This window comes from Pseudomonas sp. GGS8 (genome assembly GCF_024168645.1).
In the GTDB taxonomy this organism is placed as follows: domain Bacteria; phylum Pseudomonadota; class Gammaproteobacteria; order Pseudomonadales; family Pseudomonadaceae; genus Aquipseudomonas.
The window spans coordinates 5,819,420-5,843,529 of record NZ_JALJWF010000001.1; the positions used below are offsets into that span (position 1 = coordinate 5,819,420).

Here is a 24,110-nt window from a genome sequence, read left to right on the forward strand (position 1 = left end):
CCGGCCTCCACGTAAGTCAGTTGATCAAAGGACACACGGCCGAAGGCTGTCGCATACATTCGCGCAATGGCGCAGGGAGAACCACATGACTTCGCTTCGTATAGTCCTGGCCGGGTTGATGGTCTGCACAACCTCCTCGGCAGCGCTCGCCGAACTCATGGCTCAGCCTTTTCTCGCACCGCCCAGACTTCTTGAAAAAGGACCACCGGGAACGCTGAAGGCGACCGAACTGGCCCTTCCCGAAACAGGATGCAACCCGGCGGGCGACATCACCCGAGACGGTCAAACCGTTGAACTCAACCTGCAAGTGCAGAAGCGCGAGAACTACATCTACAACCCGGGCAATCCCGACGGTGCCAAGGACAAGGTCAAGCTGCGTTCCTATGGCGGTTGCCTGTCGGGGCCGCTCATCGATGTGCAGCCGGGCAACACCCTGCGGGTGCACCTGGACAACCAACTGGAGAAAAACGATCCCAGTTGCCCAGGGGGAAGCGATCCGGTGAATGGCAAGCCGGGCTGCTTCAACACGATCAATCTTCATTACCACGGGATGCACGTCTCGCCGGCGGGCAACAGTGACAACGTGCTGCTGAATATCGCTCCGCAAACCGAATTCGAATACGAAATCAACATCCCCACCGACCACCCTTCGGGCACCTTCTGGTACCACGCGCACCGGCATGGTTCCACCGCGCTACAGGTCGCCAGCGGCGCCGCAGGCGCACTGATTGTGCGCGGCAACCGGCCCTACACCGGTGGCAAGCCAGGAGACATCGACACCATACTCAAGGACGCAACCGGGAAACCGTTTACCGAACAGGTTTTTCTGTTCCAGCAAATTCCCTACGCCTGTTTCGATGACGATGGCACCATCATCACGCAAAAGGATCGCACCTGGACGTGCCCCAGCAGCAAGACTGGCGTGGTTGAGAATTTCGACAAGCAGCTCTCTTCGGCCACGGTCTGGGATGAGAGCGGCCGGTTCACCAGCATCAACGGCGTAGTGCAACCGACACTGCAAGGCATCGCTGCGGGGGAAATCCAACGCTGGCGCTTCATTCACGGGGGGATCCACGACACGGTGAACCTACAGATCGTACCCATGAACACGGCCAGTCCCAAAGCCAGTCTCGCTCTAAAAGGTGTGCTCGGCGGTACACCAAAGGAACAGGCTGCGATGCTCACTGACCTGTGCCCGGTGACCGTGCCCGATTCCAGCAAACCGGTCGAGCTTGTCCCTCAATTCGAGATCGCCGCCGACGGACTCACACGCACCGCAATTCGCCCCGTCGGCGTGAACAAAAAAAGCGTCAGCGGCGGCATCGGCAGCAACTTCCTGCAACCTGGTTATCGCAGTGATGTGTTGCTGATGTTCCCCCGCGACGGCACCTACTGTGTGCTGAACCAGGCGGCCACGCCCGCAGAACGCGCCAATGCCGGCCCCCATGGCGGCCCGGGCGGCCAGGGCCCGAACGAAACCCAATTGCTGGCGACGGTGATCGTCTCTGGCGGCAAGGTCGTGACCGAGGATCCGCAAAGCTATATCCAACAGGCGCTCTACGACGTCAACAAAACCGACCCATCGCTGCCCGCTGCGGCCCTCGAAGGATTGCGTACCGGCAATCTGAACCCTTGGCGCGGGATGGACAACCTCAAGGATGCGGTGGTCAACAACGACATCCAGAAGGCTGACTTCTTCATCGGCAACCCGCCATTCCCGCCCTCACCGCCTGCCACCCCGCCGAAAAAACCGGGAGATCCGTGGACAGGCGAGTTCGGCTTCTTCATCAACTACAAGTCCTATGACCCGGACCGCATCGACTTCACTCGCCAGGTCAACACCACCGACGACTGGGTGCTGACCTCGCAGGTTGAACCCCACATCTTTCATATACACGTCAACCCGTTCCAGGTGATGGACGTGCTCTACGCCAAGCCCGGCGAAAAACCCAAAAGTATCTTCGGTCCCAATGGCGAGTGCCTGGTGCCAGCCGACGAACTGGGACTGCAAAACCAATACTGCGGGATGTGGCACGAGTTCAAAGACACCATCTTCGTGCAGAACGACTACCAGGTGCTGGTGCGTACGCACTACGACCGCTACATCGGCGAGTTCGTCATCCACTGCCACATCCTCGACCACGAAGACGGCGGCATGATGACCAATATCCAGATCGTTCCAGACATCAATGCCATCGGCGGCGGCATTGGCATGGCAGGTATGAAGCACGCATCGCATCAACACTCAGATTCCAAGCAACACTGATAAGGAGATGTCAGTAATGAGCAATCCCTTTGCAGGAAAATGGACTTATAGGAGCTTTCTCAACAACCCTGCGTTGACAGACGGTGACCCGGAAAAACTGGCGGCCCTGTTGTTCGCGGAAGGCGTGTGGACAGTGGAGGACTCCGCCAACGGGACGTTCATCGGAGAACTCGGTTTCGGGTCGAACGCTCTCATGGACTTGAAGGGGGTCATCACCCCCGCCCACAACGGTGTTCCGGACCACGTACACATTGAGGGCAGCGGGCGGCCCGGGACCTCGACACAAGACTACTTCTACGATTATGACGGGTCACTGACGGAGCACTGGCCAAACGGCGTAAATCAGGTTTCGGCCATCACTGGATCGGTCATCCGCATGAAGCCTCACAACGGCGCGCCAGCTGGACTGGTCGCCTCGTTCATCGCCGTCAAGGCAACCTAGGCGCTGCTTGTCTGGATACTACCGGGTCGCCAGGGCATTTCGAGCAAGACGCATGCGTTTGAGCACGAGCATGCTGGCGACCAGGATTCGGTCCACTGGAACTTTTTTTGTTATTAACGACAAGGAGTCGGGCATGACAATAACCTCCACCACAGCGCCTATCACCAACCCAACCTGGTATGGGCAGATCCGCGATATGTTCACTTCCGAAGACCGGGAGCATATGGCCAGGCAAGGCCTCGACCTGGCCAGCTACGACACGGTGATGAAACTCGCCGGCAACATCTACCAACAAGTGGCGACGGGCAACATACCGCTGCGACCCTGCTCCCCTGACTGGGTGGGTAAGCGTTCTCATGCGATGTGGTGTCGTGAGTTGAGAGCGACATCATGCGGCTAGGCCCAGTTCTACGCAGTTGTACTTACGCCCCCTGGCCATTGCTTTTGGCCACGGCGGGACTCGGCCTGGCCCTTTCCGTTTACAACGAGGTGAACACAGAAGGTCCCGCGTTTTGCGTGACCGCGAATGGGCTATCGATCATCACGAGTTGGCCCGCAGCGCTGCAAGCGGAACTCGCACTGAACCCTCTCCACCGAATCCTGGCGGGTTGGGCCCTGATGCTTTTGGCCATGATGCCGCCCCTTCTGGCGATGCCACTCATGCATGTCTGGCGCTCTAGCCTGCCAAGCAGGCGAATACGAGCGTCAGTCGGGTTCCTGCTCGGTTACTGTGCGCTGTGGATGGCAGTGGGTCCCATTCTGACAGCCCTAGCGTTGTTGCTACAGATTGCTGTCATAAAAAACGCCCTCGCCGTGGCGCTGCTGATCGCGATGCTATGGAGCGCAAGCCCGTGGCACCGTGCAGCACTCAATCGGGGCCATCTACTGCGCCGAATAGGTATGTTCGGCTGGGCTGCCGACAGGGATTGTCTGATATTTGGCATGACGCATGGCGTCTTTTGTATCGTTTCGTGCTGGGCCTGGATGCTCGTGCCGCTTGTTAGCGGGGCATGGCACATTCCGATGATGCTGCTCGCAGGCATCATCATGCTGGTTGAACGGCTCACCCCACCTGGGCCGCCGCGTTGGTGCTGGCACCCGCTTTTTTCACCGGTTTACCTTTACACCCTCCTCACTAAGCGCAATACGGAGCGTCCCCATAGTTAGGCGTGTTTGTCTGGCATGTCTTGGGGTGGCCAGGCGATTGCGGTCTTGTCTCTCACTGACTCGTAACACCGATCGACATTCGAGATCGCAAAGTACAGCGTTCCCTAGAACGTTACAGGACTTCCCCAAATATCCTGCCGGGTGAAGGTGAGGCTGCAATCTTCCAGTCGCACAGTAATTGTCGACTCGAGTGAGTCAGCCACTGTTGCGGAAACTGCCGGGGGTGACGCCCACTACTTTTTTGAAGGCTCGGGTCATGTGACTTTGATCGAGGCATACCCGACACCCTCGGGATCACAACTTCCCATGCTTCCACCTTTAGTGAAGCATGAAATTGTGGATCACCTTCCGCTGCGTACCTCACCACAATGCCCTCAACATGACACTGATCAACCGCGATGTCCGGCACAAAGCTTTTGGCAGTACGACCTACGATTCGCCTCAGCGCATCCAGCAGCAAATAACGATCGCCGTGGTACTTGAAGGTTAGCGGATCACTGACTTGGAGTTCGGCGACAGCTCTGTGGAGTGGTTGTGAGGCGGTACTGCTGCCTGCGAACCCTATGTCGATTTCTCCAAGCGTTAACTGAATGTAGCATCGTGCCAGTCGGGGATCGAATTCCCCATCGTGCCTTTCCGACGGTACATCGCGCGAAAGCTGGCGACTGAACGGATTGCCCGAATCGAACTCACAGAGCGTTAGTGTTTCTTCTGCCCGCGTCATGCCGACATAGTACAAACGTCGTTCGGCATCGAGACTCAGGGCCTCAGTACTCCAGCCGCCATCCAGTAATCCAACGTGGTGAAACTCGAGTCCCTTTGCCGAATGCACGGTGCCAAGGTACAACCCCTTAAAACCCTGCTTACGAAGCGCTCGGGGGTATTCATAGAGCCAGCTGACAATCGCCTATCTCTTGCCTGAGACAGAGAAAAGCGCTCTCGAAGAACTCCAGCCAGAGGGCGTCCTGCAGATGAGGCTGCAATATCGACATCACCTCTCCCGTTGGCGTTGGCGCTCCAACGGAACGCAAAAACTCAATCGCCTTCAAGAATCCGCGCTGTCGAATCAGGGTATCGAGTCCTCCTTCTCTGAGGAAAAAAAATAAGGCCCCCCGTTGAGCTCGCACCATGCCTGAACCGGTTTAAGAAACGCATGGGTTCGCCCCAAAATCGCACAACCGTCCCATGCACCGTTTTCTTCCAATGCAATCAACCGCGCCAACTCTGCCACCACGGCTTGCGCTTGTAGGTTACCGTTGCTCCGATCACTGGAGGATATTTGAATCCTCAGAACCTTAGGCCTTGATGCTGAGGGCACTCAAGGCATGACCCCAAGCGCATGCGATGGCAAAAGCTGCCACAGCGAACGATACGAAGGCGAGGACAGCGATGGGAGATTGAAACTGGAAGAGGATGCCATTCTTCAGTCCCGCCAGCGCACTCAAACCAGCAACCAGCACCGAAACTGCGGTGAAGAGTTTCGCGCTCTACCCAGCACTTTCAAGTCAGAAATCCTACGGGCCGTTGGAAGCTCACCGGCTGAATACACCGACAAGAAATCGATGTTTCTAAAAAATATGTGATTCTATCGTCGCGCGAAGTGTATCGACACTTTTGACACTCTGATTGTATAGCTGCTCGCCCGCAGGGGTACAACGAAGGGCTCGGGTCGAACGAAAAAGAAGAGGTGTTCCCAGGAGTTGTTCCAGATTGGCCAAGCGACGACCAAGGGTATTGGCTGACACGCCCAGTTTTACTGGCCTTTGAAATACTTCCGCTTCGGACGATTTGAACAAACACAGCTAAGCATCGAACATGACTGCCCTTCACACCCAAACAGACTGCCCCAAAAAAATCAATTACCACTTTCGAGTGGCAGGCACACTGACACATTGAAAATGTATCGAATGCCATCTGCTTTTGAATTATTGGCACGCTCATTAAATCAGTCTTTGTTGACCGCGCCGACCTTATCAATAACCGCCCGAACAACAAATATACAAAAACGGATTTCAGACATCCATTTTTGGATTTGCGGTGGTTTATTCCTTCTTAGGAAGAGCAATGCTATGCTGTGATGGCACTTCAACACTACCCTCAAGACACCAAAATAGTGCGCACTTCAAGTAACCAGACACCCCCCTGTCGGGTATCAATAACCCTGCCGAACGCAATATTCAAAAAGTGGACTGATGTTTTTTCTTGTTCGAAAAAAGCACACTCTACGGTTGTTTATCGAAATATTTCGAAGATACGGCATCAATATGCCCTGAACAAACTGGAATAACGAGGTTGTCGTCTATGTCGAACGGATTTGCATTAGAGCATCTGACCGTCACCAAAAAACTGGGGTTGGGATTTGGATTGTTATTGGCTTTGGCCGTATTACTCGCCTTGACCGGTTTGTATGGACTGCGTAGCGATGGGCAATCCTTGAAGCGGATCAATCGACTCGGCAATCTGTTCGACCAAACGGTCTTCTCTCGCGACGCCAATTTCGTCTATGCCTTGACCGCAGACTCAGAGCAGCTTGCCAAACACGATGCCAACCTGAAAAACATGCAACAGATGCTCTCCAGCGTATTGGATGATATTCGCACCGGTGGTTGGCCGCTGGAGGATCGGGATTCAATAATGCGCCTGGACGAAAAATTGCGCGCCTATATCGTTACGCACCAGCAGACTCAGGCCGGAGCAGATGTAACGCAAGCAGCGATCAAACTGAATGAATCGCTATCTTCCTTACAAGGCGAGATCAATGAGTTGTATGCTGCCGAAGAGACTCGCGCCAAGACAAGTGTGGATCTTGTTGTCGCGATCCTTGGGGGCGTCACATTGTTTGCGCTGGTACTGGGGGGGCTGATTGCCTGGATTATCGGCCGCCAGATTGTTGTCCCGTTGCAACAGGCTTTGCGGGCTTCGGAGCGCATTGCCAACGGCGATCTGACCGTGGAACTGCACAGCGACCGCGCTGACGAATTGGGCCAGCTTCTGCGGTCGATCAACAACATGACTCAACGCTTGCGCGACGTTATCTCGCAGATCGGCGGCAGCTCGCATCGGCTTGCGGCATCCGCCAGTCAGTTGGCGACTATCACGACACAAACTCAGGCCGGTATCGACAGCCAGAAGAGCGAAACCGACTCGGTAGCGACTGCAATGAATGAAATGACGGCCACCGTACTGGAGGTGGCTAGCAACTCGGAAGAGGCAGCGAGTGCGGCAAAAAAAGCCGACCACGAGGCCAGCAATGCACTGGATGTATCGCAGCAAGCGGTGACCCAGATAGAAACACTTGCCCGCGAGGTAGGCATGTCAGCCCAATCGATGACCCGCCTTCATCAGGAAAGCGAGCGTATCGGTGGCGTGCTTGATGTTATCAAAACGGTCGCTGGGCAAACCAATCTACTAGCGCTCAACGCGGCTATTGAAGCGGCGCGCGCTGGAGAGGCCGGTCGCGGTTTTGCTGTGGTCGCGGACGAAGTGCGCAGCCTGGCGCAGCGTACTCAACAGTCATCGGAAGAAATCGAAAGTCTGATCGAAGGCTTGCAGCATATCGCCCAGGAAAGCTCGCGAATGATGCAAGCGAGCGTGCAGCAGACTCAATCGACCGTCACCGGCGTGCGCAACACCGGGAACGCCTTGGCAACGATCACGCAACAGGTATCCGATATCCAGCAAATGAGCATGTTGATTGCCACTGCTGCGGAGGAGCAGACCGCGGTGGCCGAGGAAATCAACCGTAGCGTTCTAAATGTGCGTGAAACCGCCGACCAGTCGGCGACAGCCAGCGCCGAGATCGCTGCCTCCAGTGTTGAGCTGGCTCAACTCGGGGGAGAACTGCAAAGTCTGGTTAGACGCTTCAAGGTGTAAGGCGTCGAGCAACTCTTGTGCAATTCCTTTAAGCCATATAAGGCCTGTGCCCGGGCTGGACTGATCGTGAGTCTGGCTCCGCCATTAATTTGGGCTTAGCAATCCGGACCCACCATCCACCACCCCCCCTCATCGAACCCAATGATTTACGCATTCACGTTCCACATCACAGTCAATCTAATAGTCGGTCTAGCGCTCTGGCTGGTCTGGATGCGCGTGCCTCGGCAGGGCTTCACCCGTTTGCTAGGTATCAACTTCGTGGCACAGACCTTTGGTGGGGTCGCCTATTTTCTGTGGCACCAGCCGGAGTTCCTAGTCCATTCGGTCGGGGTCGCCTTGGTGCTCAGCATTGCGGTGTTGAGCCAGGTCACGATGGCTGCGGGCTTGCGGGAGCTGATCGGTCGGCCCTTGAGTCGTGTTCAATGCCTGGGCATCGGCCTGGCGCTGACGCCGGCCTTCCTGGCCACCATACTGGGCTTCGGGCTCGAAACCACTCAGGGCTTTTTTGCCTGCTGCAATGTTGTGCTAGGCCTTTCGGCATTACGGTGGCTGTGGAATCAAGGCCGCACCGAGCGCTTGGTCGGCGTGCTGCTCGTGCTGCTGGGGTTGAACCAGTTCACCTATGCAGTCGGTGGTGAGGCCCTGCTGGCGCAGCAAGCCTGTGTGGCCGCGGGCTTGCGCCTTGTGCTGGGTATCGGCCTGCTGCATGCAGCACTGTACCGCGCCAGCATCGAGTCGAGCCGGCTGCGCGAGCAACTGCACTACCTAACCGAGCATTCCCATCAGGGCGTGGCCGTCATCCGCGGCAACCATGTGTTGTATGCCAACGAGGCCCTGCTGCGTATCTATGGCGTGTCGCATACGAGCGCTTTCGAGGCCTTCCGGAAGGAGATGCCGCCGACGCTGCGGGAGATCGTCGACATAAGGCACCGGGCCTTGCTCGACGGCAGCCTGCAGTATGATCAATGGGAGGGCGAGCGCCAGCGTAGCGATGGCACGCTGGTGCGACTTATGTTTTCCTCCTGGTGTGTCAGCTGGGAGGGCCGGCCAGCCGAGCATCTGGTGGTCAGCGACGATACCGAGCGCTTCAACGCCGCCAAGACCTTGCTGCACCAGGCCACGCATGACCCGGTAACCGGCCTGCCCAACCGCGGCGCGCTGCTGCAGCGTCTGCACGAGCTCTGTGCCGGCACCCAGCCGGTAGCTTTGGTCTGGCTAGACCTGGACCGCTTCACCCAACTCACCGAAGCCTATGGTCATGCCATCGGCGACAATGTGCTGCGGGCCTTTGCCGCCCTGCTTCGCGCCGAGTTCGAACCGCAGACCAAAATCACCTATCTGGGAGAGAATGGGTTCGTCTTGCTGCTGACGCAAAACGTAGACCTGCCGGCGCTGCGCGAGCTGACTCAGCGCCTGCGCGACCGCATGACCCGCGCAATAACCATCGGCGAGCAAGAAATCTATATGGACGCGTCCATCGGCGTGGCGCGCTTCCCCGACACCGCGGCCAACGCCGACAGCCTGTTACGCGAGGCCAGCATGGCCATGCACGAGGCCAAGCAGGATCCTGGCACGTCGGTGCGCTGGGCCAAGGCAGGGATGGAGCGCAACAGCGCCATCATGCTGACCGAACAGGCTATGCGGGCCGGGTTGAACAACGCTGAGTTCCAGTTGGTCTACCAGCCCAAGGTAGCAGCTCATGGCGGCGCCCTCCAGAGCTTTGAAGCTCTGGCGCGCTGGCACCGACCGGGTTATGGGGTGATCAGTCCGGACGACTTCATTCCGGTGGCTGAGCGCACCGGTCTGATCATTCCGCTGGGCGCCTTACTGCTGGAGAAGGCCTGCCGCCAGCAGAGCATCTGGCTACGGGGCGGTAGCCGCGCCGTGCCGGTGGCCGTCAATGTCTCGCCCTTGCAGCTGCAGGACCCGAGCTTCCCCGACTTTGTTGTGCGCACCTTGCAGACCTTCGCCCTACCAGCGGCCCTACTGACTCTGGAGGTGACCGAGACCGTTGCAGTACGTGATGCCGAGCAGGCGCACGAGCGTATCACCCGACTCAAGGACCTGGGCATCAAGGTAGCGCTGGACGACTTCGGCACCGGCTTTTCCTCGCTGAATCTGCTACGCAGCATGCCGCTGGACGCGATCAAGATCGACCGCAGCCTGATCGAGGCCATACCCCAGCATACCGCCAGCGCGGTGGTGCGGGCGATCTGCCAGTTGGCTGCCGCGCTGGAACTTAAGGTGGTGGCCGAGGGTGTTGAGACGGAGGCCCAGGCCGAGGGGGCGCGCGCTGCCGGCTGCCATGAACTACAAGGCTATCTATTCAGCCGCCCACTCTCGCCAGCCCTGGCCGCTGAGTGGCTGGAGCGCTCTGCCAAAGTCATCGAGGTCGATCAGATCTAAGCAACTCGCCGGCTTTCTCGACCTTCTGCTGTAAGAGACAACTGCTGTTCTAAAAGATTCTGGAGCTTGCCCTGGTTAAACTACCTTCGATGGCGTCCTGTAAACTTGGTATACGTCATGTCTGCAACTGGCGGGATCAGTCGAACGCATGATTGCCACCGCCCATTTTTACTGAAAATCCACATGAACACGATTACGCCCTGCCTGCTTGGCGCTATAGGTGGCTTCATCTGCCAGGCGCAACAGCGCCTGCCCATCCAGCCTTTTTTGCCAACAAGCGACACCAAAACTTGCCGTCACCGGGCCTATCGAGGCAATGACATGACTGGCCACCGACTGGCGCAAGGACTCGGCCAGACTTGCGGCCTGCTCGGTCTGGGTGGAGGGACAGAGAATTGCGAACTCCTCGCCACCGATGCGACAGAACACATCGCTGCTGCGTAAGCGCTGGCCAATCAGACGACAGGTTTCCTTAAGCACCCGATCGCCGCCTTCATGCCCCCAGCGATCATTGATCGACTTGAAGTGATCGAGATCCAACACGATCAGCGAAAACGAGGAGCCGTATCGGTGTGCCAGATCAACCTGTTGTTGGAGGCTAGCCATAAAGTAACGTCGATTGTAAATGCCCGTTAGTTCGTCCGTGATAGCCTGCACTCGTAATGCCGTCTCACGGCCTTTCAGCTCAGTGATATCGGTGAACGAGCCATACCAGACGAGCGTCTCATCGACCTGTCGTTCTGCATAAGACTCGCCGCGCAACCAACGAGTGCCCTTCTTCGGCAGGTTGACCCGAAAATCACATGCCCAGGGTTCGCCCGTTTCGGCGGACTTCATGGTTGCCGCGTGAATCAGCGCAAGGTCTTCCTCGTGGACTCGTCTGAACACGGGGTTTTGGTTGAAACCGATATTGAGAACCTCTTCAGGTTTGAGCTCAAAAACGTGTTCAAGACTCGGACTGCAGTAGGAAAAATAACTCTCGCCCTCCTCTCGTAGATGGTACTGATAGAGCACGTTAGGAATGCGTTGAGTGAGTCGTTTCAAGAAGGCGTTGCCTTCACTGATTTTGTTCAGCAGGGCGATCCGCTCGCTGACATCGATGATGACGTTGATATGCTCAACTTGTCCGGAGTCTGCATCAATGATCTCCGCACGTCGCAACTCACCGATAAAGTGACTGCCATCCTTGCGGCGGTAGGTCCGCTCGACGCTTAAGCTCGAGCCATCATACTTGGACAGTGAATGGAGTAGCTGCGTGTCGGTTAGCGGGAGATGAATCGGATTGCCTGGAGCGAGGCCACCGCCAACAATTTTTCCCTGTGCATATAATATATCGATATGATCGAGCCCCAGCATTTCTTCGCGACTGAAACCAAACATCTTTTCAGCACCATCGCTGAACAGTAAAGTGCGCCCGAGAGAGTCCGTAGTAACAACGGCCACTTGGGCCACCGCGTTTATCAGATTACGTAAGCGTGCATTCAGGGCTTTGATATTACTTTTGCGCTCAGTCAGCTCCTCAAGGTGCCTTTTAGAATATATTTGGCGAAGACGTAACGAAAAATGCAGCAGGCAGAGCACTAGCGCCTGAACGATCAGGGCAAACCCGCTCAGCCCACGTAAATACCCGCTGCTATCGGGAAGCCACAGCCCCCCGGCAATGACGACACTCATGAGCAAACAGAAGAACATGCCAAAAGAATGGATGTGCTTGTTCAGTCGCTCAAAGAGACGCCGTATCGAACCAGTCATATAACACCGGAGAGTAGAGTACTTGGCTGGGTAAACAATTAGCGGCCAGGTTACTCAGGGGGCTGATGGGATCGTGCTTATGATCGGAATGACGACTTTACCCGATCGGACATAAGGTGCAGATAAATGAATGGGGCTGTACACCGCTGGTTATCCGCATCCGAATGGACGGTCAATTGCAATCTATGTGTCAGGGCGTACCCGCCGACATTGCAGAAAACCTACATCCGAACCAAAACAGGAAAAATCTGCTTACGGCCATTAGAGATATTTGGGCTGAGCAGGAAGCACGCTATCAGAGGGCTTCGATGGACGGGATGCCCTCTTCGCCTTCCATAGGTACTTCCCTGTAATCCTGTCACCATTGAGCCCACCAAGGCCGAGTTCAATATTCACTCAAACGTACTGACCAAGAGAATCTTGGACTTATTACTCATCCAAAAATAGATATCTAAAGTCCATTTTTGGATTTATGTATTTTTTAGAAATGTACTACAACATCAAACCACAAAAGTCTATTATACAGACACCCGCACACGCCAACAATCATCTGGCTTTGTTCGCACTAGCCTGTGTTGACTTGTAATAGGCAAGGCTTAGCACCTGAACTTCACCTGAGTAACAACCCGCGATGCATAGCGTTGATGACGACATTAAAAATCTGTTCAGTCGATTCGGCGCAAGCCCCGACAGGTACTGGGACATTGGTGCGAATCACGAACTCACCGATGAAGCTAAAGCCGTGCAGTCCACCTCCTCCAATGTGACGCAAAAACCAGAGAACCACCGTTCCCCCATCCCCCCCCCGCCCTTAACACTTAGCCAACGCGAGCACTAAAGGAGCAGCACCTAAGAATACCTGGTTTAAACATCAGATCTTTCTGACTGCCTGACAAAACAACCGATTAGATATTCGCTTTCGTCTCTTTGACATAGCGCACCACAGAGCATCAATACCCATGGAAGGCACTCCTGTGTGGCTCGAAAAATCCAGGACTTGCCTGACCGCCTGGCCTCGCCCCGTGCGTCTGGCACTTTGTGTTTCGACCTGCGCAATTGGTTTCCTGCTGATGGCCCTCGTCGTAACAGTGCCATTGGACTTCGAACAACAGTGCGCTTTTGCTTTTATCTGCCTGGCTGCCACCCTGTTGATCAGAGTCGCCACAGGCAGGCTTCCAATCCTTGCGATGATAGCCCTGTCACTGATCGCTTCATTGCGCTACCTGTACTGGCGACTGACGTCCACGCTTGGCTTCGACGGCTGGCTGGACTGCTTCTTCGGCTATGGTCTGGTGGCCACTGAACTCTACGCCATGCTGATCATGCTGCTCGGCTACCTGCAGACCGCATGGCCACTAGGTCGCCAACCTGCCCTGCTGCAAACCGATCCCGGCGAATGGCCAACCGTTGATGTGTTCATCCCCACTTACAACGAGCCCTTGGACATCGTAAAGCTGACAGTACTGGCCGCCAGGGCTATCGACTGGCCCAAGGACAAACTCCGAGTCTATGTCCTGGATGACGGACGACGAGAGGAGTTCCGCACTTTTTGCCAGCAAGCTGGCGTTGGTTACATCACCCGCGACAATAACCACCATGCGAAGGCTGGCAACCTGAACGAAGCACTCAAGGTTACCGATGGCCAATACATTGCCTTTTTCGATGCCGACCACATACCTACTCGCGCCTTCTTGCAGGTGTGTATGGGCTGGTTTCTAAAAAACCCGAAGCTGGCACTGCTACAAACCCCCCACTTCTTTTTCTCACCCGATCCATTCGAGAAAAATCTGCGTACTTTCCGCTCCGTGCCCAACGAGGGAGAGCTTTTCTACGGACTCATCCAGGACGGAAACGATCTCTGGAATGCGAGTTTCTTCTGCGGTTCGTGTGCGGTCATCCGTCGTCCCCCGCTACTCGAAATCGGTGGCATAGCCGTTGAAACCGTCACCGAGGACGCGCACACAGCACTCAAGCTCAATCGTTGTGGTTATGACACTGCCTACCTTGCCATTCCTCAGGCGGCGGGCCTGGCAACAGAAAGCCTGTCCCGCCACATCAATCAACGCATTCGCTGGGCTCGGGGAATGACCCAGATTTTCCGCACCGACAATCCGTTACTCGGCAAAGGCTTAAACCTCGGTCAGCGGTTGTGTTATCTGAACGCCATGCTGCATTTTTTCTACAGCCTCCCGCGCCTGGTTTTTCTCACAGCACCACTGGCTTACCTGATGTTTGATGCCCATATATTCCATGCTTCCGCATCAATGATCAGCGCCTTTGTGTTCCCCCACATTATTCTGTCCACGCTGACCAACTCCCGTATCCAGGGTCGGTTTCGACACTCGTTCTGGAATGAGATCTACGAAACAGTATTGGCATGGCACATTTTACGCCCGGTACTTATGGCTCTCATCAACCCAAAAGCCGGCGGTTTTAACGTAACCGATAAAGGCGGGGTGATTGAAAAGACGTTTTTTGACTGGCAACAGGCCCGCCCCTGCATCGTGCTGTTGGTCCTTAATCTGGTGGGGCTGATCTTCGGTGTCGTCGGGCTTATGACCCAAAGCAGTACTCCCAGCACACTACTGGTGAATCTGGCCTGGACGCTCTACAACCTTGTGATTATCAGCGCCGCGCTGGGCGTCGCCAGCGAAACCCGGCAGGTTCGCTCAAAACCAAGAGTAGACGCGGCCTTACCAGTGCAAATCCATCGTGCCGATGGAACTCGAATTGCTAGCGTTACTCGGGACTTTTCAGAAAGTGGCTTAGGCTTCACCTTGCCGGCAGGAACAACGCTTGCTCCGGGAGAGCAGATACAAATAGCACTAGCGCGCAAGACTAAATCCAGCCTCTTCCCGGCCACCGTCATGTTCAGCCAGGGATCGACCGTTGGCGCACAGTTCAATGAACTCGACTTGCGCCAACAGAGCGAACTGGTTCGCCTGACCTTTTCAAGAGCGGACATATGGGTCTCAACCTGGGGGCATAGTCGAGAGGACAAACCTCTAGTAGCGTTGGGTAGCGTCTGCCTGGCGGGCCTTAAAGGCATAGTGGGGCTACTCAGTGCGGTTACCAAGGAAACGACCAGTTTCCTGAAGGTCAGTCGCAAGCAATCAAAATCACTCGAAAGCTCGGCGAGCGCCGCATGACACGGAAGTATTTTGCTCGCAACGAGAGGCACTTCAGCCGCGACGCACTCACAGCGCTCGCCTTGTCGGTGCTGTGCCTTGGCGCAAGTTTCCCCGCCTTCGCGGCGACCCAAACGGCAACCAGCCAAATTGCCAACACCGGATATCACCTGCCCCTGAATCAACCGGGAAACGCTCATTGGGTAAATCTGAACAGGGCCACCCCCAGCGATACCATGAGATTCAATATTCGGGCCGATGAAGTTGTGTCTCAAGCACGCCTGACATTGCACTACAGCTATTCATCCGCCGGGGTCGGCACTCCACCGCAGATCAACGTGTTGATGAACAATCAAGTGGTCACCAGCCTTCCGCTCGCTGGCGATAGCAGCCGTAATCAACACACTCAGGTCATCGATCTTCCAGCGCAATTCATCACCGACTACAACCAACTCACACTGCAACTCATTGAGCACGACATCCCCCAGAGCGATCCATCACAGCCCACCCACTTGTGGGCCAGGATCATCAACACCAGTTATCTGGACTTGAATGTGATGCCGATCACGCTGCCGGATGACCTCGCCATCCTTCCCGAGCCGTTCTTCGATCGCCGTGATACCCGAAGGTTAGTGCTGCCTTTTGTATTTGCTACAGCTGCGGATCAAACCACCCTGGAAGCTGCGGGCGCAATATCATCCTGGTTCGGCGCACAAGCCGGCTCTCGCGAAGCGATGTTCCCGAGCAGCTTCAACGAGCTACCGAAACAAGGCAATGCCATTGTTCTGGTCAATGGTAGTAACGCTCCGATACTGAGCGACTTGAAGGTACCCCACCCCAAAAACGCGACCCTGTCACTGATCACCAATCCAAACGATCCGTACGGCAAGTTACTGATCATCGCCGGGCGCAATGCTGAGGAGCTCAAGCGCGCAACGATGGCATTGGTCATCGGCAGTCAGACCTTGTCTGGCAATCGCGCCACTATCGCTCACCTTGATCCTGCACCCTCGCGTCAGCCGTTTGATGCGCCCAACTGGATACCTAGCGACCGCCCGGTCAGACTCGACGAATTGGTTAATCCGAAGATGCTCAAAGCCTCGGCCCATAATCAAGGGAGCATTGATGTTGCACTGCGCCGTGCGCCAGACCTGTTCGGCTGGCGTCAAAGCGGTGTGCCGCTCAACTTGAAATATCGCTACTCGGCACCGTCGATCCCGCGCAATGCGTCAATAAACGTGAGCCTTAACGACACCTATATAACCTCAGTCCCCATTACACCAAATATCGAAATGGGCATTCTCGATCACCTGTATGCCTTGCTGAAAAACAACAAAAACCAGACCGTAAATAGCCACATCCTCCTACCCCTGGATGCCATTCCAACGCACTCGAGTCTTAAACTGCATTTCTCGTGTGACGATCTCATCCAGATTGAGTGCCGGAACTTCACTTTCGATAACGCACAAGCTGCAGTCGAGCCGGACTCAACCCTTGACTTCAGCCACTACGAACACTTTATTGCAATGCCCGACCTGGGTGTATTCAAGGGCAGCGGCTTTCCCTTCACCCAAATGGCCGACCTGTCCGAGAGCGCGATTGTCCTGCCCGACAAGTTCGGGACAGCGGAAGTCAGTGCGTACCTGAACGTACTCGGTCACTTTGGCAGAATCACAGGATATCCCGCACTTGCCGTGACAGTGGTTCAAGCACAGCAGATCGACAAGCTATACGACAAGGACCTGCTGATACTCGCCTCCGGTGCCAACCAACCTTTGCTTGAGCATTGGGCCGACCTGCTGCCGAGCGACCAGGTGCAGACTGCGCCACAATTTGAGTTCTCCAGCTTACTCTCAACCCTGCGCAACTGGATCAACTTTCGCTCCACCCGCTATATCAACCTTGAGCACCTCGAAACGGACGGTTGTACTTACCTGAGCGGATTCGAGTCGCCGCTTAGCCGCGGGCGCAGTGCTGTCGTTATCTCCGGGTGCCATCAAGACGCCCTGGCCGAGGCAACAGCAACGCTGATTACCGGCGAGCTCAATGATCAGTCTATCCAAGGCAGCCTGGTGGCAATCAAAGAAAGGCACGCTCAGGTAATGGCGACAAAACAAACCTACTACGCAGGGCACCTGCCGCCTTTCAAGCTCGCACAACGGTTTCTTTCACTGCATCTGGGCTGGCTGCTGCTGATTACCACCCTCGCCACTCTGCTGTTCAGCGTATTGACTTATTTGTCGTTAAGCGCCCGTGCCCAACAGCGTCTTGGCAACTGACCGGAATCAACCTCCATGAACACACTTCATCTGCCTGGCGATAGACCTCGGCGAACACTTGGAAGACAGATCCCGAGTCTTTTGCTACTTACAATGCTGACCTCTTTAACAGCGTTCGCGAGCGCCTGCGATCAAACCGCATGGCCGCTCTGGACGCAATATTCCCAGCAGTTCATTCAGGCCGATGGCCGGGTCTTGAACTCCAGCCTGAAAGCGCAGCACAGCACTTCGGAAGGACAGTCCTATGCAATGTTCTTCGCCCTGGTCGCCAACGACCAGCCCCTGTTCGACAAGTTATGGCGATGGACGATATCCAACATGGCCTCGGGACAGATTGACAAGCACCTTCCCGGCTGGCTTTGGGGACAAGGCGACGATCACAAATGGGCTATACAGGATGCAAACTCGGCAACCGATGCCGATCTCTGGTTCGCCTACGTGCTGCTTGAGGCCGCCCGACTGTGGCATCGCCCCGACTACCAGAGTGATGCCGAACACTTGCTCGCCAATATCGCATCGCACCAGACCGTGACACTCCCGGGGTTTGGAAGAATGCTGCTGCCCGGACCCGAGGGGTTCATTATGAGTGATCATCTCTGGCGGCTGAACCCAAGCTATTTGCCCATCCCTGTCCTCCGACGCCTGACAAAGGAGGCACCTGCCGGCCCGTGGAAGGAAATCACCGAGAATACCGCCCGGTTATTGCACGAGGTCAGCCACAACGGTTTTATCGCTGATTGGGTCGGCTACCGTGGCACCGCGGCCAAAAAGGGACTGTTTGTAACCGATCCTGTCGCAGGACCGCTCGGTAGCTACGACGCCATACGTGTCTACTTATGGGCCGGCATGACCGCCAAAACCGACCCACTGGCCGCCCCCATTCTGGCCAGCCTCAACGGTATGGCGATGGCGACCGCCTCAACCGGTGTCCCTCCTGAAAAGGTTCAAGTGAGCAACGGCAGTACGCAAGGTGTCGGCCCGTTCGGTTTTTCTGCCGCACTCATCCCCTACTTTCAAGCCAAGGGCCAGCCATGGCTGGCTGAACTGCAACAACACAGGGTCGAGCAGTCCCTGGAACAAGCCCAGGACCCGCTCAATAAGCAGACAGCGCAGCTGCGTTACTACGACTACATGCTCAGCCTGTTCGCCCTGGGATGGACGGAAAACCGCTATCAATTCCTCGACGACGGCACACTACAGCTGCCTTGGGAGAATGCATGCTCGCCCGCCTCAACACACTAGGCATCGGGTTACTCGTTGCAATGGTGCATCTCGACGGCCAGGCCGAAAATAGCGATGTGGCGGCCTTGCTCATTGAGCAAGGGTACTACTGGCAGGAGCATGAAGACTCCCGACGAGCCGCGCAGACCTGGACAAAACTCCTGCGCCTTGCTCCTGGACAAGCTGACGCCTTGTACGGCCTCGGCGTAGCAGAGATTCACCAGAAACAGCTGGAAAAAGCACGCCAGTATCTATCAAAGTTAAAGACCGTCCACTCACAACTGGCGCTCCAGCTTGAGCAAGACATTGACCTGGCCAATGACGCTAGCCGGCAACGTATAACAGAGGCTCGTCGCCTGACTGACGCCGGTGAACAGAAAAAAGCAGCCGACTTGTACCGCTCACTGTTCAACGGACGGCTACCGCAGGGCCAGATCGCTCGCGAGTACTACAACACCCTGGCTTTCACGGATGATGGCTGGCCCGAAGCACGCCAGGGCCTGGAACGCCTGCTTCGGTTGAGACCCGATGATTCGGCGCTCTTGCTATTGCTGGCGAAACATCTGATTCGCCATGAAGACAGTCGCGTTGAAGGCATACATAAACTTGCGCTTCTTTCCTCACGCTCGGCCACCCACGCCGATGCGGACAACAGCTGGCGCCTGGCGCTGACCTGGATGGGACCGCCTCCAGCCTCCCACACCCCACTCTTCGAAGCCTTCCTCAAAGCACATCCGGACGACGCGCAGATTCAGATGCAGTTGGATAAAGGACGTGCGCTGGCCAGCAAGGAGAAACCATCCAGCCAGAAACCCCATCTGACAGCCGCACTAATAGCGCTCGATCATGACGATCGAATTAGCGCAGAACGAGAACTGTTGGCACACCTCAAGGACCACCCCAATGACGCCGACGCCCTCGGAGGAATAGGCGTCCTGCGCCAGCGACAACAGCGCTTGAGCGAAGCTGAAACGCTACTGACGCAAGCCGTCCGACAGCCCAACGGAAAATACTGGAAAACCGCCCTGAACAATGTGCGGTATTGGTCAATACTTGGACAAGCCCGTACCGCACAGGACCTTGGCCGACGGGAGCAAGCTCGGGCCTTGCTCGATCAAGCCATACGCCTTGACCCAGAGGAGCCGACCGGCCAACTGGCGTTGGCCGCTCTCGAGGTTCAGGACAGAAAGCTTGACGCCGCAGAGACCCTTTACCGGCACATACTCACCCGGCATCCTGAGCACATCGATGCACGAAAAGGCCTGATAAACGTTCTATCGCAAACCGGCAAGACCGATGAAGCCTTGACGCTGATCGACACACTCACCCCAGCCGAGCAGACACAGATTGACCGCGTAGGTCCTCTGCGAGCCATACGGGCGACTCAACTGGCCACGATTGCAAAGCAGCGAGGGGATTTGCCTACTGCAAAACGCTACTTTGAAGAGGCCGCACGCAATGACCCGGCCAATCCGTGGACACACTATGCACTGGCACATCTGTTACTTGAAACAGGCGAGCGCCCGGCAGCACACGCTGTCCTGGACCGGCTCCTGGCATCCCCAACCAGGCAACCTGACACACTCTATAGCAGCGCGCTGTTATTAACAGAGTTCGACGAATGGGAAAAAGCCCAGACGACGCTAGAGCAAATCCCTACCGCGCAACGTAGCGATAACATGAGCGATCTGGGCATGAACATCGCCATGCATCTGCAATTAAAAAAGGCCATTGAACTGGCAAGAAGCGGCCAGAAACATGAAAGCCGGCGCGTATTAGCACATGGCGAGTCACTGGCAGGACAGCAACCTGAAAGGCTCGCTCAAGTAGCTGACGCCTATTTGGACATCGGCGATCCGGCACGCGCCCAAGACGTTCTGGCCAGGCTGGAAAGCCAACCGCTGAATGCAGCGGATCGTCAGCACTATAATGAGACTCGGCAATCCTTGAAGAGGATTAATGAAGAACGTAGCGCTTATGTGGTACAGGCTCTGGATATCCGGAGTAACAACAGTGAGTCCGGACTCGGTAAACTGACCGACATAGAATCGCCTTTCGAAGCGAACATTCCACTCAATGACTTTCGGTTAGGCCTGCATATCACACCCGTCTGGCTGGACGCGGGCAGCGTCAGTGAAAGCGCAGCCAATCGCTTTGGAAGCGGCGGCGCTGCTTCGACTAAAGACCTGAATGCCATTGGTGTGCAGCAGGCGCAGGGAACTGGTATTTCTGCTTCCTTCGAGGACTCTGCACAAGGTTTAAAAGCCGATCTGGGAACCACGCCCATCGGTTTTCTCTATAGCACCGCGGCTGGCGGCATCAGTTTTGATCGCCCCCTGAGTGTCGATCCACAAGCCCACTACACCCTCAATATCTCCCGGCGACCTGTAACCGACAGCTTGCTGTCTTTCGCTGGCGCGCAAGACTCGCGTAGCGGCCTGCGTTGGGGCGGCGTGACTGCCAATGGTGCCCGAACACAACTGGGTTACGACAACGGCGACGTCGGCATCTACGGCTATGGGGCATGGCACAAGCTATTGGGGAACCACGTTGAATCCAATACTCGTAGCGAATTGGGTGGGGGTATCTACTGGTACCTGAACAAGACCAGTAGCAGCTCTTTGACGGCGGGATTGAACCTCACAAGCCTGTTCTACGACAACAATCAAAACTACTTTACTTACGGCAATGGCGGCTACTTCAGCCCACAGAGCTTTTACTCTGGCAGCGTCCCCATTGAATGGACACTCCGTCAAGGGTCGGTCAGCTACCGACTCAAAGGTTCAGTGGGCGTCCAACACTTTGAGCAGGACCGCGCCGATTTCTACCCCACCGACAGCGCACTTCAAGCCGCTGCTGGCGCTTCGGCCCGTTACGAGAAGCAAAGCAAAACCGGTATCGCCTACAACGTGGCGGCTAAAGCCGAATACCAATTTGGCAAACACCTGTTCATGGGAGGCAACCTTGGAGTGGACAACGCGCAGGACTACACGCAATTGATCGCAGGTCTGCACCTACGCTACGCGTTTGAGGACATGACCGGTCCAATTCCCATACCATCGCCCTAAGCGTTGGGACCAGAAAGGTGTGTTGGCTGGACGCTTACTGAAATCGGCGCCAAATCATTAGCCTTCGAAACAACCCATGATGCGCTGACTCATTTATTGGAAACACACGGCCAATCCCTGCTTCTGGTTGTTGATCAAAGTTTGCCTGGAACCAATGGCCGCCTTTGGACCTTATCTATGTATGGCCTGCGCGATCTCGGCTGCATGAGATTGAATTCGGGCTTCATCACTTTGAAAGATTGTTATCATGCGATAAATGGCCTGAGCATCGGGTTCATTGCCGGCCAAGCTCAATCGCTCGGCAATTCGCATCAACTCTACTGCAGACCACTTAAGGTCCGAGGCGATGCCCAAGAGGTCACGCTTCAAACCCTGTGTAAGTTTGCTGAGGTCCATAGTGCACTCCTGAAAACCCAAGATATAGTTCCACTCTCTGCTGCGGGGAGGGAAACGAGACTCGTATCTGGTGTCCGACTCATTGAAATTTAAGGGGTTTCTTATTCCTGAAACAGGAATTAACTTGATTCTGGACTTGTTTGCAGGGTGTATCAAGAGCAAAAAAATAGTGAAGTCACGCTAGTGGACTCTACCTATAGCCATTGACGTTTTTTGCGCCTACATGACCAGCTTTAAACTTGGTGTCATCGAGATTGGCTGCATGGTTCATGCTAGGCGCAAGTTCTTCGATGAAACCGTAGGTAATGCAGGACCACCGCTCTACGTATGGGTTACGAAGTGGAGATCGTTGACATACGCGATCTTTTCAAGCACGGATCTAGAGTTTTTTTTGCAAAAGTGGCCAATACCCGCTACAGGCATTCAACCATACGAAAAAATCGACGACCGGCATTGGTTTGGCAATGAGGTAGCCCTGCACCTCGTGACAACCAAAGCTCTCCAACAACTCACATACCGCCGGATCTTCTACCCCTTCGGCAACGAGCCGCAATTTTAGAATCAGACCAAGCTGGACTATGGTTTTAACGATTTCCTGTTGCTTGGGGTCATGCAGTTGAGTGATGAAAGAGCGATCAATCTTCAGTGCGTCGACCGGCAACTTCGATAGATAGGAAAGCGATGAATAGCCTGTGCCAAAGTCATCGATTGCCAGTGCAAAACCAATCTGGCGCAACCGTAACATCGATGTCAGACACTGCTCTGGATTGTGCATGGCGCTAGTCTCTGTAATTTCCATGCAAAACTCAGTGGCTTGCGCCCCGGTCTGCTTGAGCAAAGCCTCTACCAATTGGGGGAAGTTCGGTGACTCCAGATCCTGCATACTCAGATTGACGCTGATTCGGATTCTCCGAGTCGGTGCTTGAGCCCGACTCAACAACATGCACTCGCGCAATAGCCAGAGACTGAGTACGCCGATTTTTCCACCCATTTCAATGACCGGTAGAAAAGCGTCCGGAGCCAACAATCCGAAGTGTGGGTGCAACCAGCGCACCAACGCTTCGGCAGCGACGATTTTACCGTTGGCGAGCGTGACTAGGGGCTGTAAAAAAATCCTTAACTGCCCCTCAGCGATAGCTGCATCGAAATCCTCCAAAAGAGCCCTCGCCTGCTGACGCAGACGTTCCTGTTCTGGGTCGTAGAGCACGGGACGAAGGGTCTGTCTACGCGTCACATCCAGCGCAACCTCTGCATAGCCAAACAACTCTTGACTCACAGAACCATGCTTCGGGTATTCAAATACCACTTTCTCGTTATCAATCAGTGCGCCGGGGGTGAACCGCTGAGTAGCGACCTGCTTGACCTGTGCCACCACAGCCCCGACTGCGCCGGGCGCAGTCTGACTGTAGGCGGTACGCTGCACCCTATTTTTCAAGCGGCGGGAGATCGGCAGCAACAACGGTGCGTCGTCACCCAAGTGCTCGGTGCACGCGGCGTCGAGGCCTTCAAGATGCGCCACCAGACGGCGGAACAATGGCAGCTGCTTTTTGATCGTGACGTTTTCGTTCAGCACCTGCTCAAGACGCAGCACCAACCAGTTGATAGCCGCGGAACGTGTCCGGGCCTTGTCCGGATGAATCTCTGCCCAGTGGTTTTCGCACAGGTAATGCAGCAGACCGAGACCGGCCAGCAATCCCTGAAAAGACTCGCGCTGATACAGCGCCCAAGTCAGCCATGCGCACACACGTAAATCCTTGGACTGGGTACGTAGTAGGGTTTCACTGTTTTCGAGGATTTTCTGCCAGTCGACCTGATCGCCTTCGTGTATGGATTTCGCTTTGCCCAGTTCGCTTTCCAACGCCTTATATTCGCTCGAAAAGCGAACGTCCTCGCCCGAGAAATTCTCTTCGCAAACAGAGCGCTTGGCGAGTTCAAGGTAATGCACAGAGAGTTTGTTTGAGTAGGACATCCACAGCACTCATTTGGATCGCTATGATGGCCACTGACAAGTCTCTAATTACAATGATCTTGTCTTTATTGTGCGCCAGAGGCTTTCTTATATCAGACAAGGGACGCCCCTGAGTTTGAACAATATTGAACAGCCCCGACCTC

Annotated in this window: 16 protein-coding genes and 1 pseudogene; 11 read left to right on the plus strand and 6 right to left on the minus strand. The window is 55.6% G+C overall.

Features of this window, described 5'->3' with window-relative positions; all coding sequences use genetic code 11:
* Positions 1–85 precede the first annotated feature (85 nt).
* The 4 genes from J3D54_RS25895 to J3D54_RS25910 all read left to right on the plus strand — a co-directional run bounded on the left by J3D54_RS25895 (position 86) and on the right by J3D54_RS25910 (position 3,875).
* Complete coding sequence (locus J3D54_RS25895; protein WP_253424511.1) at positions 86–2,266, plus strand: multicopper oxidase family protein; 2,181 nt, start codon at positions 86–88, stop codon at positions 2,264–2,266.
* 16 nt (positions 2,267–2,282) lie between these two features.
* The gene (locus tag J3D54_RS25900; protein ID WP_253424514.1) at positions 2,283–2,708 is read left to right on the plus strand and encodes a hypothetical protein; all 426 of its coding nucleotides are present in this window, start codon (positions 2,283–2,285) and stop codon (positions 2,706–2,708) included.
* Positions 2,709–2,841: 133 nt separating this feature from the next.
* Positions 2,842–3,108, plus strand: a complete 267-nt coding sequence (locus J3D54_RS25905; RefSeq protein WP_253424517.1) for a hypothetical protein — start codon at positions 2,842–2,844, stop codon at positions 3,106–3,108.
* Positions 3,099–3,875 (plus strand): DUF2182 domain-containing protein, encoded by a 777-nt coding sequence (locus J3D54_RS25910; protein ID WP_301293485.1) that lies wholly within the window; start codon positions 3,099–3,101, stop codon positions 3,873–3,875. The genes J3D54_RS25905 and J3D54_RS25910 overlap by 10 nt, the downstream gene beginning before the upstream one ends.
* A 195-nt stretch (positions 3,876–4,070) precedes the next feature.
* On the opposite strand, the gene J3D54_RS30445 is transcribed toward J3D54_RS25910, so the two are convergent.
* From J3D54_RS30445 to J3D54_RS30455, 3 genes and pseudogenes are all read right to left on the minus strand, one after another.
* On the minus strand, positions 4,071–4,133 hold the full coding sequence (locus J3D54_RS30445) for a hypothetical protein (protein ID WP_367399654.1): 63 nt from the start codon (positions 4,131–4,133) through the stop codon (positions 4,071–4,073).
* 445 nt (positions 4,134–4,578) lie between these two features.
* Positions 4,579–4,722, minus strand: a pseudogene (locus J3D54_RS30450) (ATP-binding domain-containing protein); the annotation flags it as partial.
* Between the two features lie 721 nt (positions 4,723–5,443).
* Entirely contained in the window at positions 5,444–5,620 is a 177-nt protein-coding gene (locus J3D54_RS30455; RefSeq protein WP_367399655.1) for a LysR family transcriptional regulator, read from the minus strand.
* A gap of 556 nt (positions 5,621–6,176) precedes the next feature.
* On the opposite strand from J3D54_RS30455, the gene J3D54_RS25920 reads away from it, so the two are divergent.
* Positions 6,177–7,748 (plus strand): methyl-accepting chemotaxis protein, encoded by a 1,572-nt coding sequence (locus J3D54_RS25920; protein ID WP_253424523.1) that lies wholly within the window; start codon positions 6,177–6,179, stop codon positions 7,746–7,748.
* A 141-nt stretch (positions 7,749–7,889) separates the two neighbouring features.
* The gene (locus J3D54_RS25925; RefSeq protein ID WP_253424527.1) at positions 7,890–10,154 is read left to right on the plus strand and encodes a bifunctional diguanylate cyclase/phosphodiesterase; all 2,265 of its coding nucleotides are present in this window, start codon (positions 7,890–7,892) and stop codon (positions 10,152–10,154) included.
* Between the two features lie 168 nt (positions 10,155–10,322).
* On the opposite strand, the gene J3D54_RS25930 is transcribed toward J3D54_RS25925, so the two are convergent.
* A complete protein-coding gene (locus J3D54_RS25930; protein ID WP_253424531.1) occupies positions 10,323–11,906 on the minus strand; it encodes a sensor domain-containing diguanylate cyclase in 1,584 nt (527 codons plus the stop codon).
* 631 nt (positions 11,907–12,537) lie between these two features.
* On the opposite strand from J3D54_RS25930, the gene bcsR reads away from it, so the two are divergent.
* The 5 genes from bcsR (at position 12,538) to J3D54_RS25950 (ending at position 21,602) form a co-directional block, all read left to right on the plus strand.
* Positions 12,538–12,744, plus strand: a complete 207-nt coding sequence (gene bcsR, locus J3D54_RS30460; RefSeq protein WP_367399633.1) for a BcsR/BcsP family cellulose biosynthesis protein — start codon at positions 12,538–12,540, stop codon at positions 12,742–12,744.
* Positions 12,745–12,865: 121 nt separating this feature from the next.
* Complete coding sequence (gene bcsA / locus J3D54_RS25935; protein WP_301293486.1) at positions 12,866–15,055, plus strand: UDP-forming cellulose synthase catalytic subunit; 2,190 nt, start codon at positions 12,866–12,868, stop codon at positions 15,053–15,055.
* Positions 15,052–17,313, plus strand: a complete 2,262-nt coding sequence (bcsB, locus tag J3D54_RS25940) for a cellulose biosynthesis cyclic di-GMP-binding regulatory protein BcsB (protein WP_253424534.1) — start codon at positions 15,052–15,054, stop codon at positions 17,311–17,313. The genes bcsA and bcsB overlap by 4 nt, the downstream gene beginning before the upstream one ends.
* Before the next feature lie 93 nt (positions 17,314–17,406).
* Complete coding sequence (bcsZ, locus tag J3D54_RS25945; RefSeq protein ID WP_253424537.1) at positions 17,407–18,555, plus strand: cellulose synthase complex periplasmic endoglucanase BcsZ; 1,149 nt, start codon at positions 17,407–17,409, stop codon at positions 18,553–18,555.
* On the plus strand, positions 18,531–21,602 hold the full coding sequence (locus J3D54_RS25950; protein WP_253424540.1) for a cellulose biosynthesis protein BcsC: 3,072 nt from the start codon (positions 18,531–18,533) through the stop codon (positions 21,600–21,602). Before bcsZ ends, J3D54_RS25950 begins: the two co-directional genes overlap by 25 nt.
* A 171-nt stretch (positions 21,603–21,773) precedes the next feature.
* On the opposite strand, the gene J3D54_RS25955 is transcribed toward J3D54_RS25950, so the two are convergent.
* Together J3D54_RS25955 and J3D54_RS30465 are read right to left on the minus strand one after the other, a co-directional pair.
* A complete protein-coding gene (locus J3D54_RS25955; RefSeq protein ID WP_253424543.1) occupies positions 21,774–21,998 on the minus strand; it encodes a hypothetical protein in 225 nt (74 codons plus the stop codon).
* 379 nt (positions 21,999–22,377) lie between these two features.
* Positions 22,378–23,967 carry an EAL domain-containing protein gene (locus J3D54_RS30465; protein WP_367399634.1) on the minus strand — a complete coding sequence of 530 codons (1,590 nt, stop codon included), beginning with the start codon at positions 23,965–23,967 and terminating at the stop codon, positions 22,378–22,380.
* Between the last annotated feature and the right edge of the window lie 143 nt (positions 23,968–24,110).

Excerpts from the sequence above, each read along its gene's own strand:
- bcsR (WP_367399633.1), top strand. The coding sequence starts at position 12,538 with ATGCATAGCGTTGATGACGACATTAAAAATCTGTTCAGTCGATTCGGC.
- J3D54_RS25900 (WP_253424514.1), top strand. The coding sequence starts at position 2,283 with ATGAGCAATCCCTTTGCAGGAAAATGGACTTATAGGAGCTTTCTCAAC.
- J3D54_RS25925 (WP_253424527.1), top strand. The coding sequence starts at position 7,890 with ATGATTTACGCATTCACGTTCCACATCACAGTCAATCTAATAGTCGGT.
- J3D54_RS30465 (WP_367399634.1), bottom strand. The coding sequence starts at position 23,967 with ATGTCCTACTCAAACAAACTCTCTGTGCATTACCTTGAACTCGCCAAG.
- J3D54_RS25895 (WP_253424511.1), top strand. The coding sequence starts at position 86 with ATGACTTCGCTTCGTATAGTCCTGGCCGGGTTGATGGTCTGCACAACC.
- J3D54_RS25930 (WP_253424531.1), bottom strand. The coding sequence starts at position 11,906 with ATGACTGGTTCGATACGGCGTCTCTTTGAGCGACTGAACAAGCACATC.
- J3D54_RS25905 (WP_253424517.1), top strand. The coding sequence starts at position 2,842 with ATGACAATAACCTCCACCACAGCGCCTATCACCAACCCAACCTGGTAT.
- bcsZ (WP_253424537.1), top strand. The coding sequence starts at position 17,407 with ATGCTGACCTCTTTAACAGCGTTCGCGAGCGCCTGCGATCAAACCGCA.
- J3D54_RS25910 (WP_301293485.1), top strand. The coding sequence starts at position 3,099 with ATGCGGCTAGGCCCAGTTCTACGCAGTTGTACTTACGCCCCCTGGCCA.
- J3D54_RS25950 (WP_253424540.1), top strand. The coding sequence starts at position 18,531 with ATGCTCGCCCGCCTCAACACACTAGGCATCGGGTTACTCGTTGCAATG.
- bcsB (WP_253424534.1), top strand. The coding sequence starts at position 15,052 with ATGACACGGAAGTATTTTGCTCGCAACGAGAGGCACTTCAGCCGCGAC.
- J3D54_RS25955 (WP_253424543.1), bottom strand. The coding sequence starts at position 21,998 with ATGGACCTCAGCAAACTTACACAGGGTTTGAAGCGTGACCTCTTGGGC.
- bcsA (WP_301293486.1), top strand. The coding sequence starts at position 12,866 with ATGGAAGGCACTCCTGTGTGGCTCGAAAAATCCAGGACTTGCCTGACC.
- J3D54_RS25920 (WP_253424523.1), top strand. The coding sequence starts at position 6,177 with ATGTCGAACGGATTTGCATTAGAGCATCTGACCGTCACCAAAAAACTG.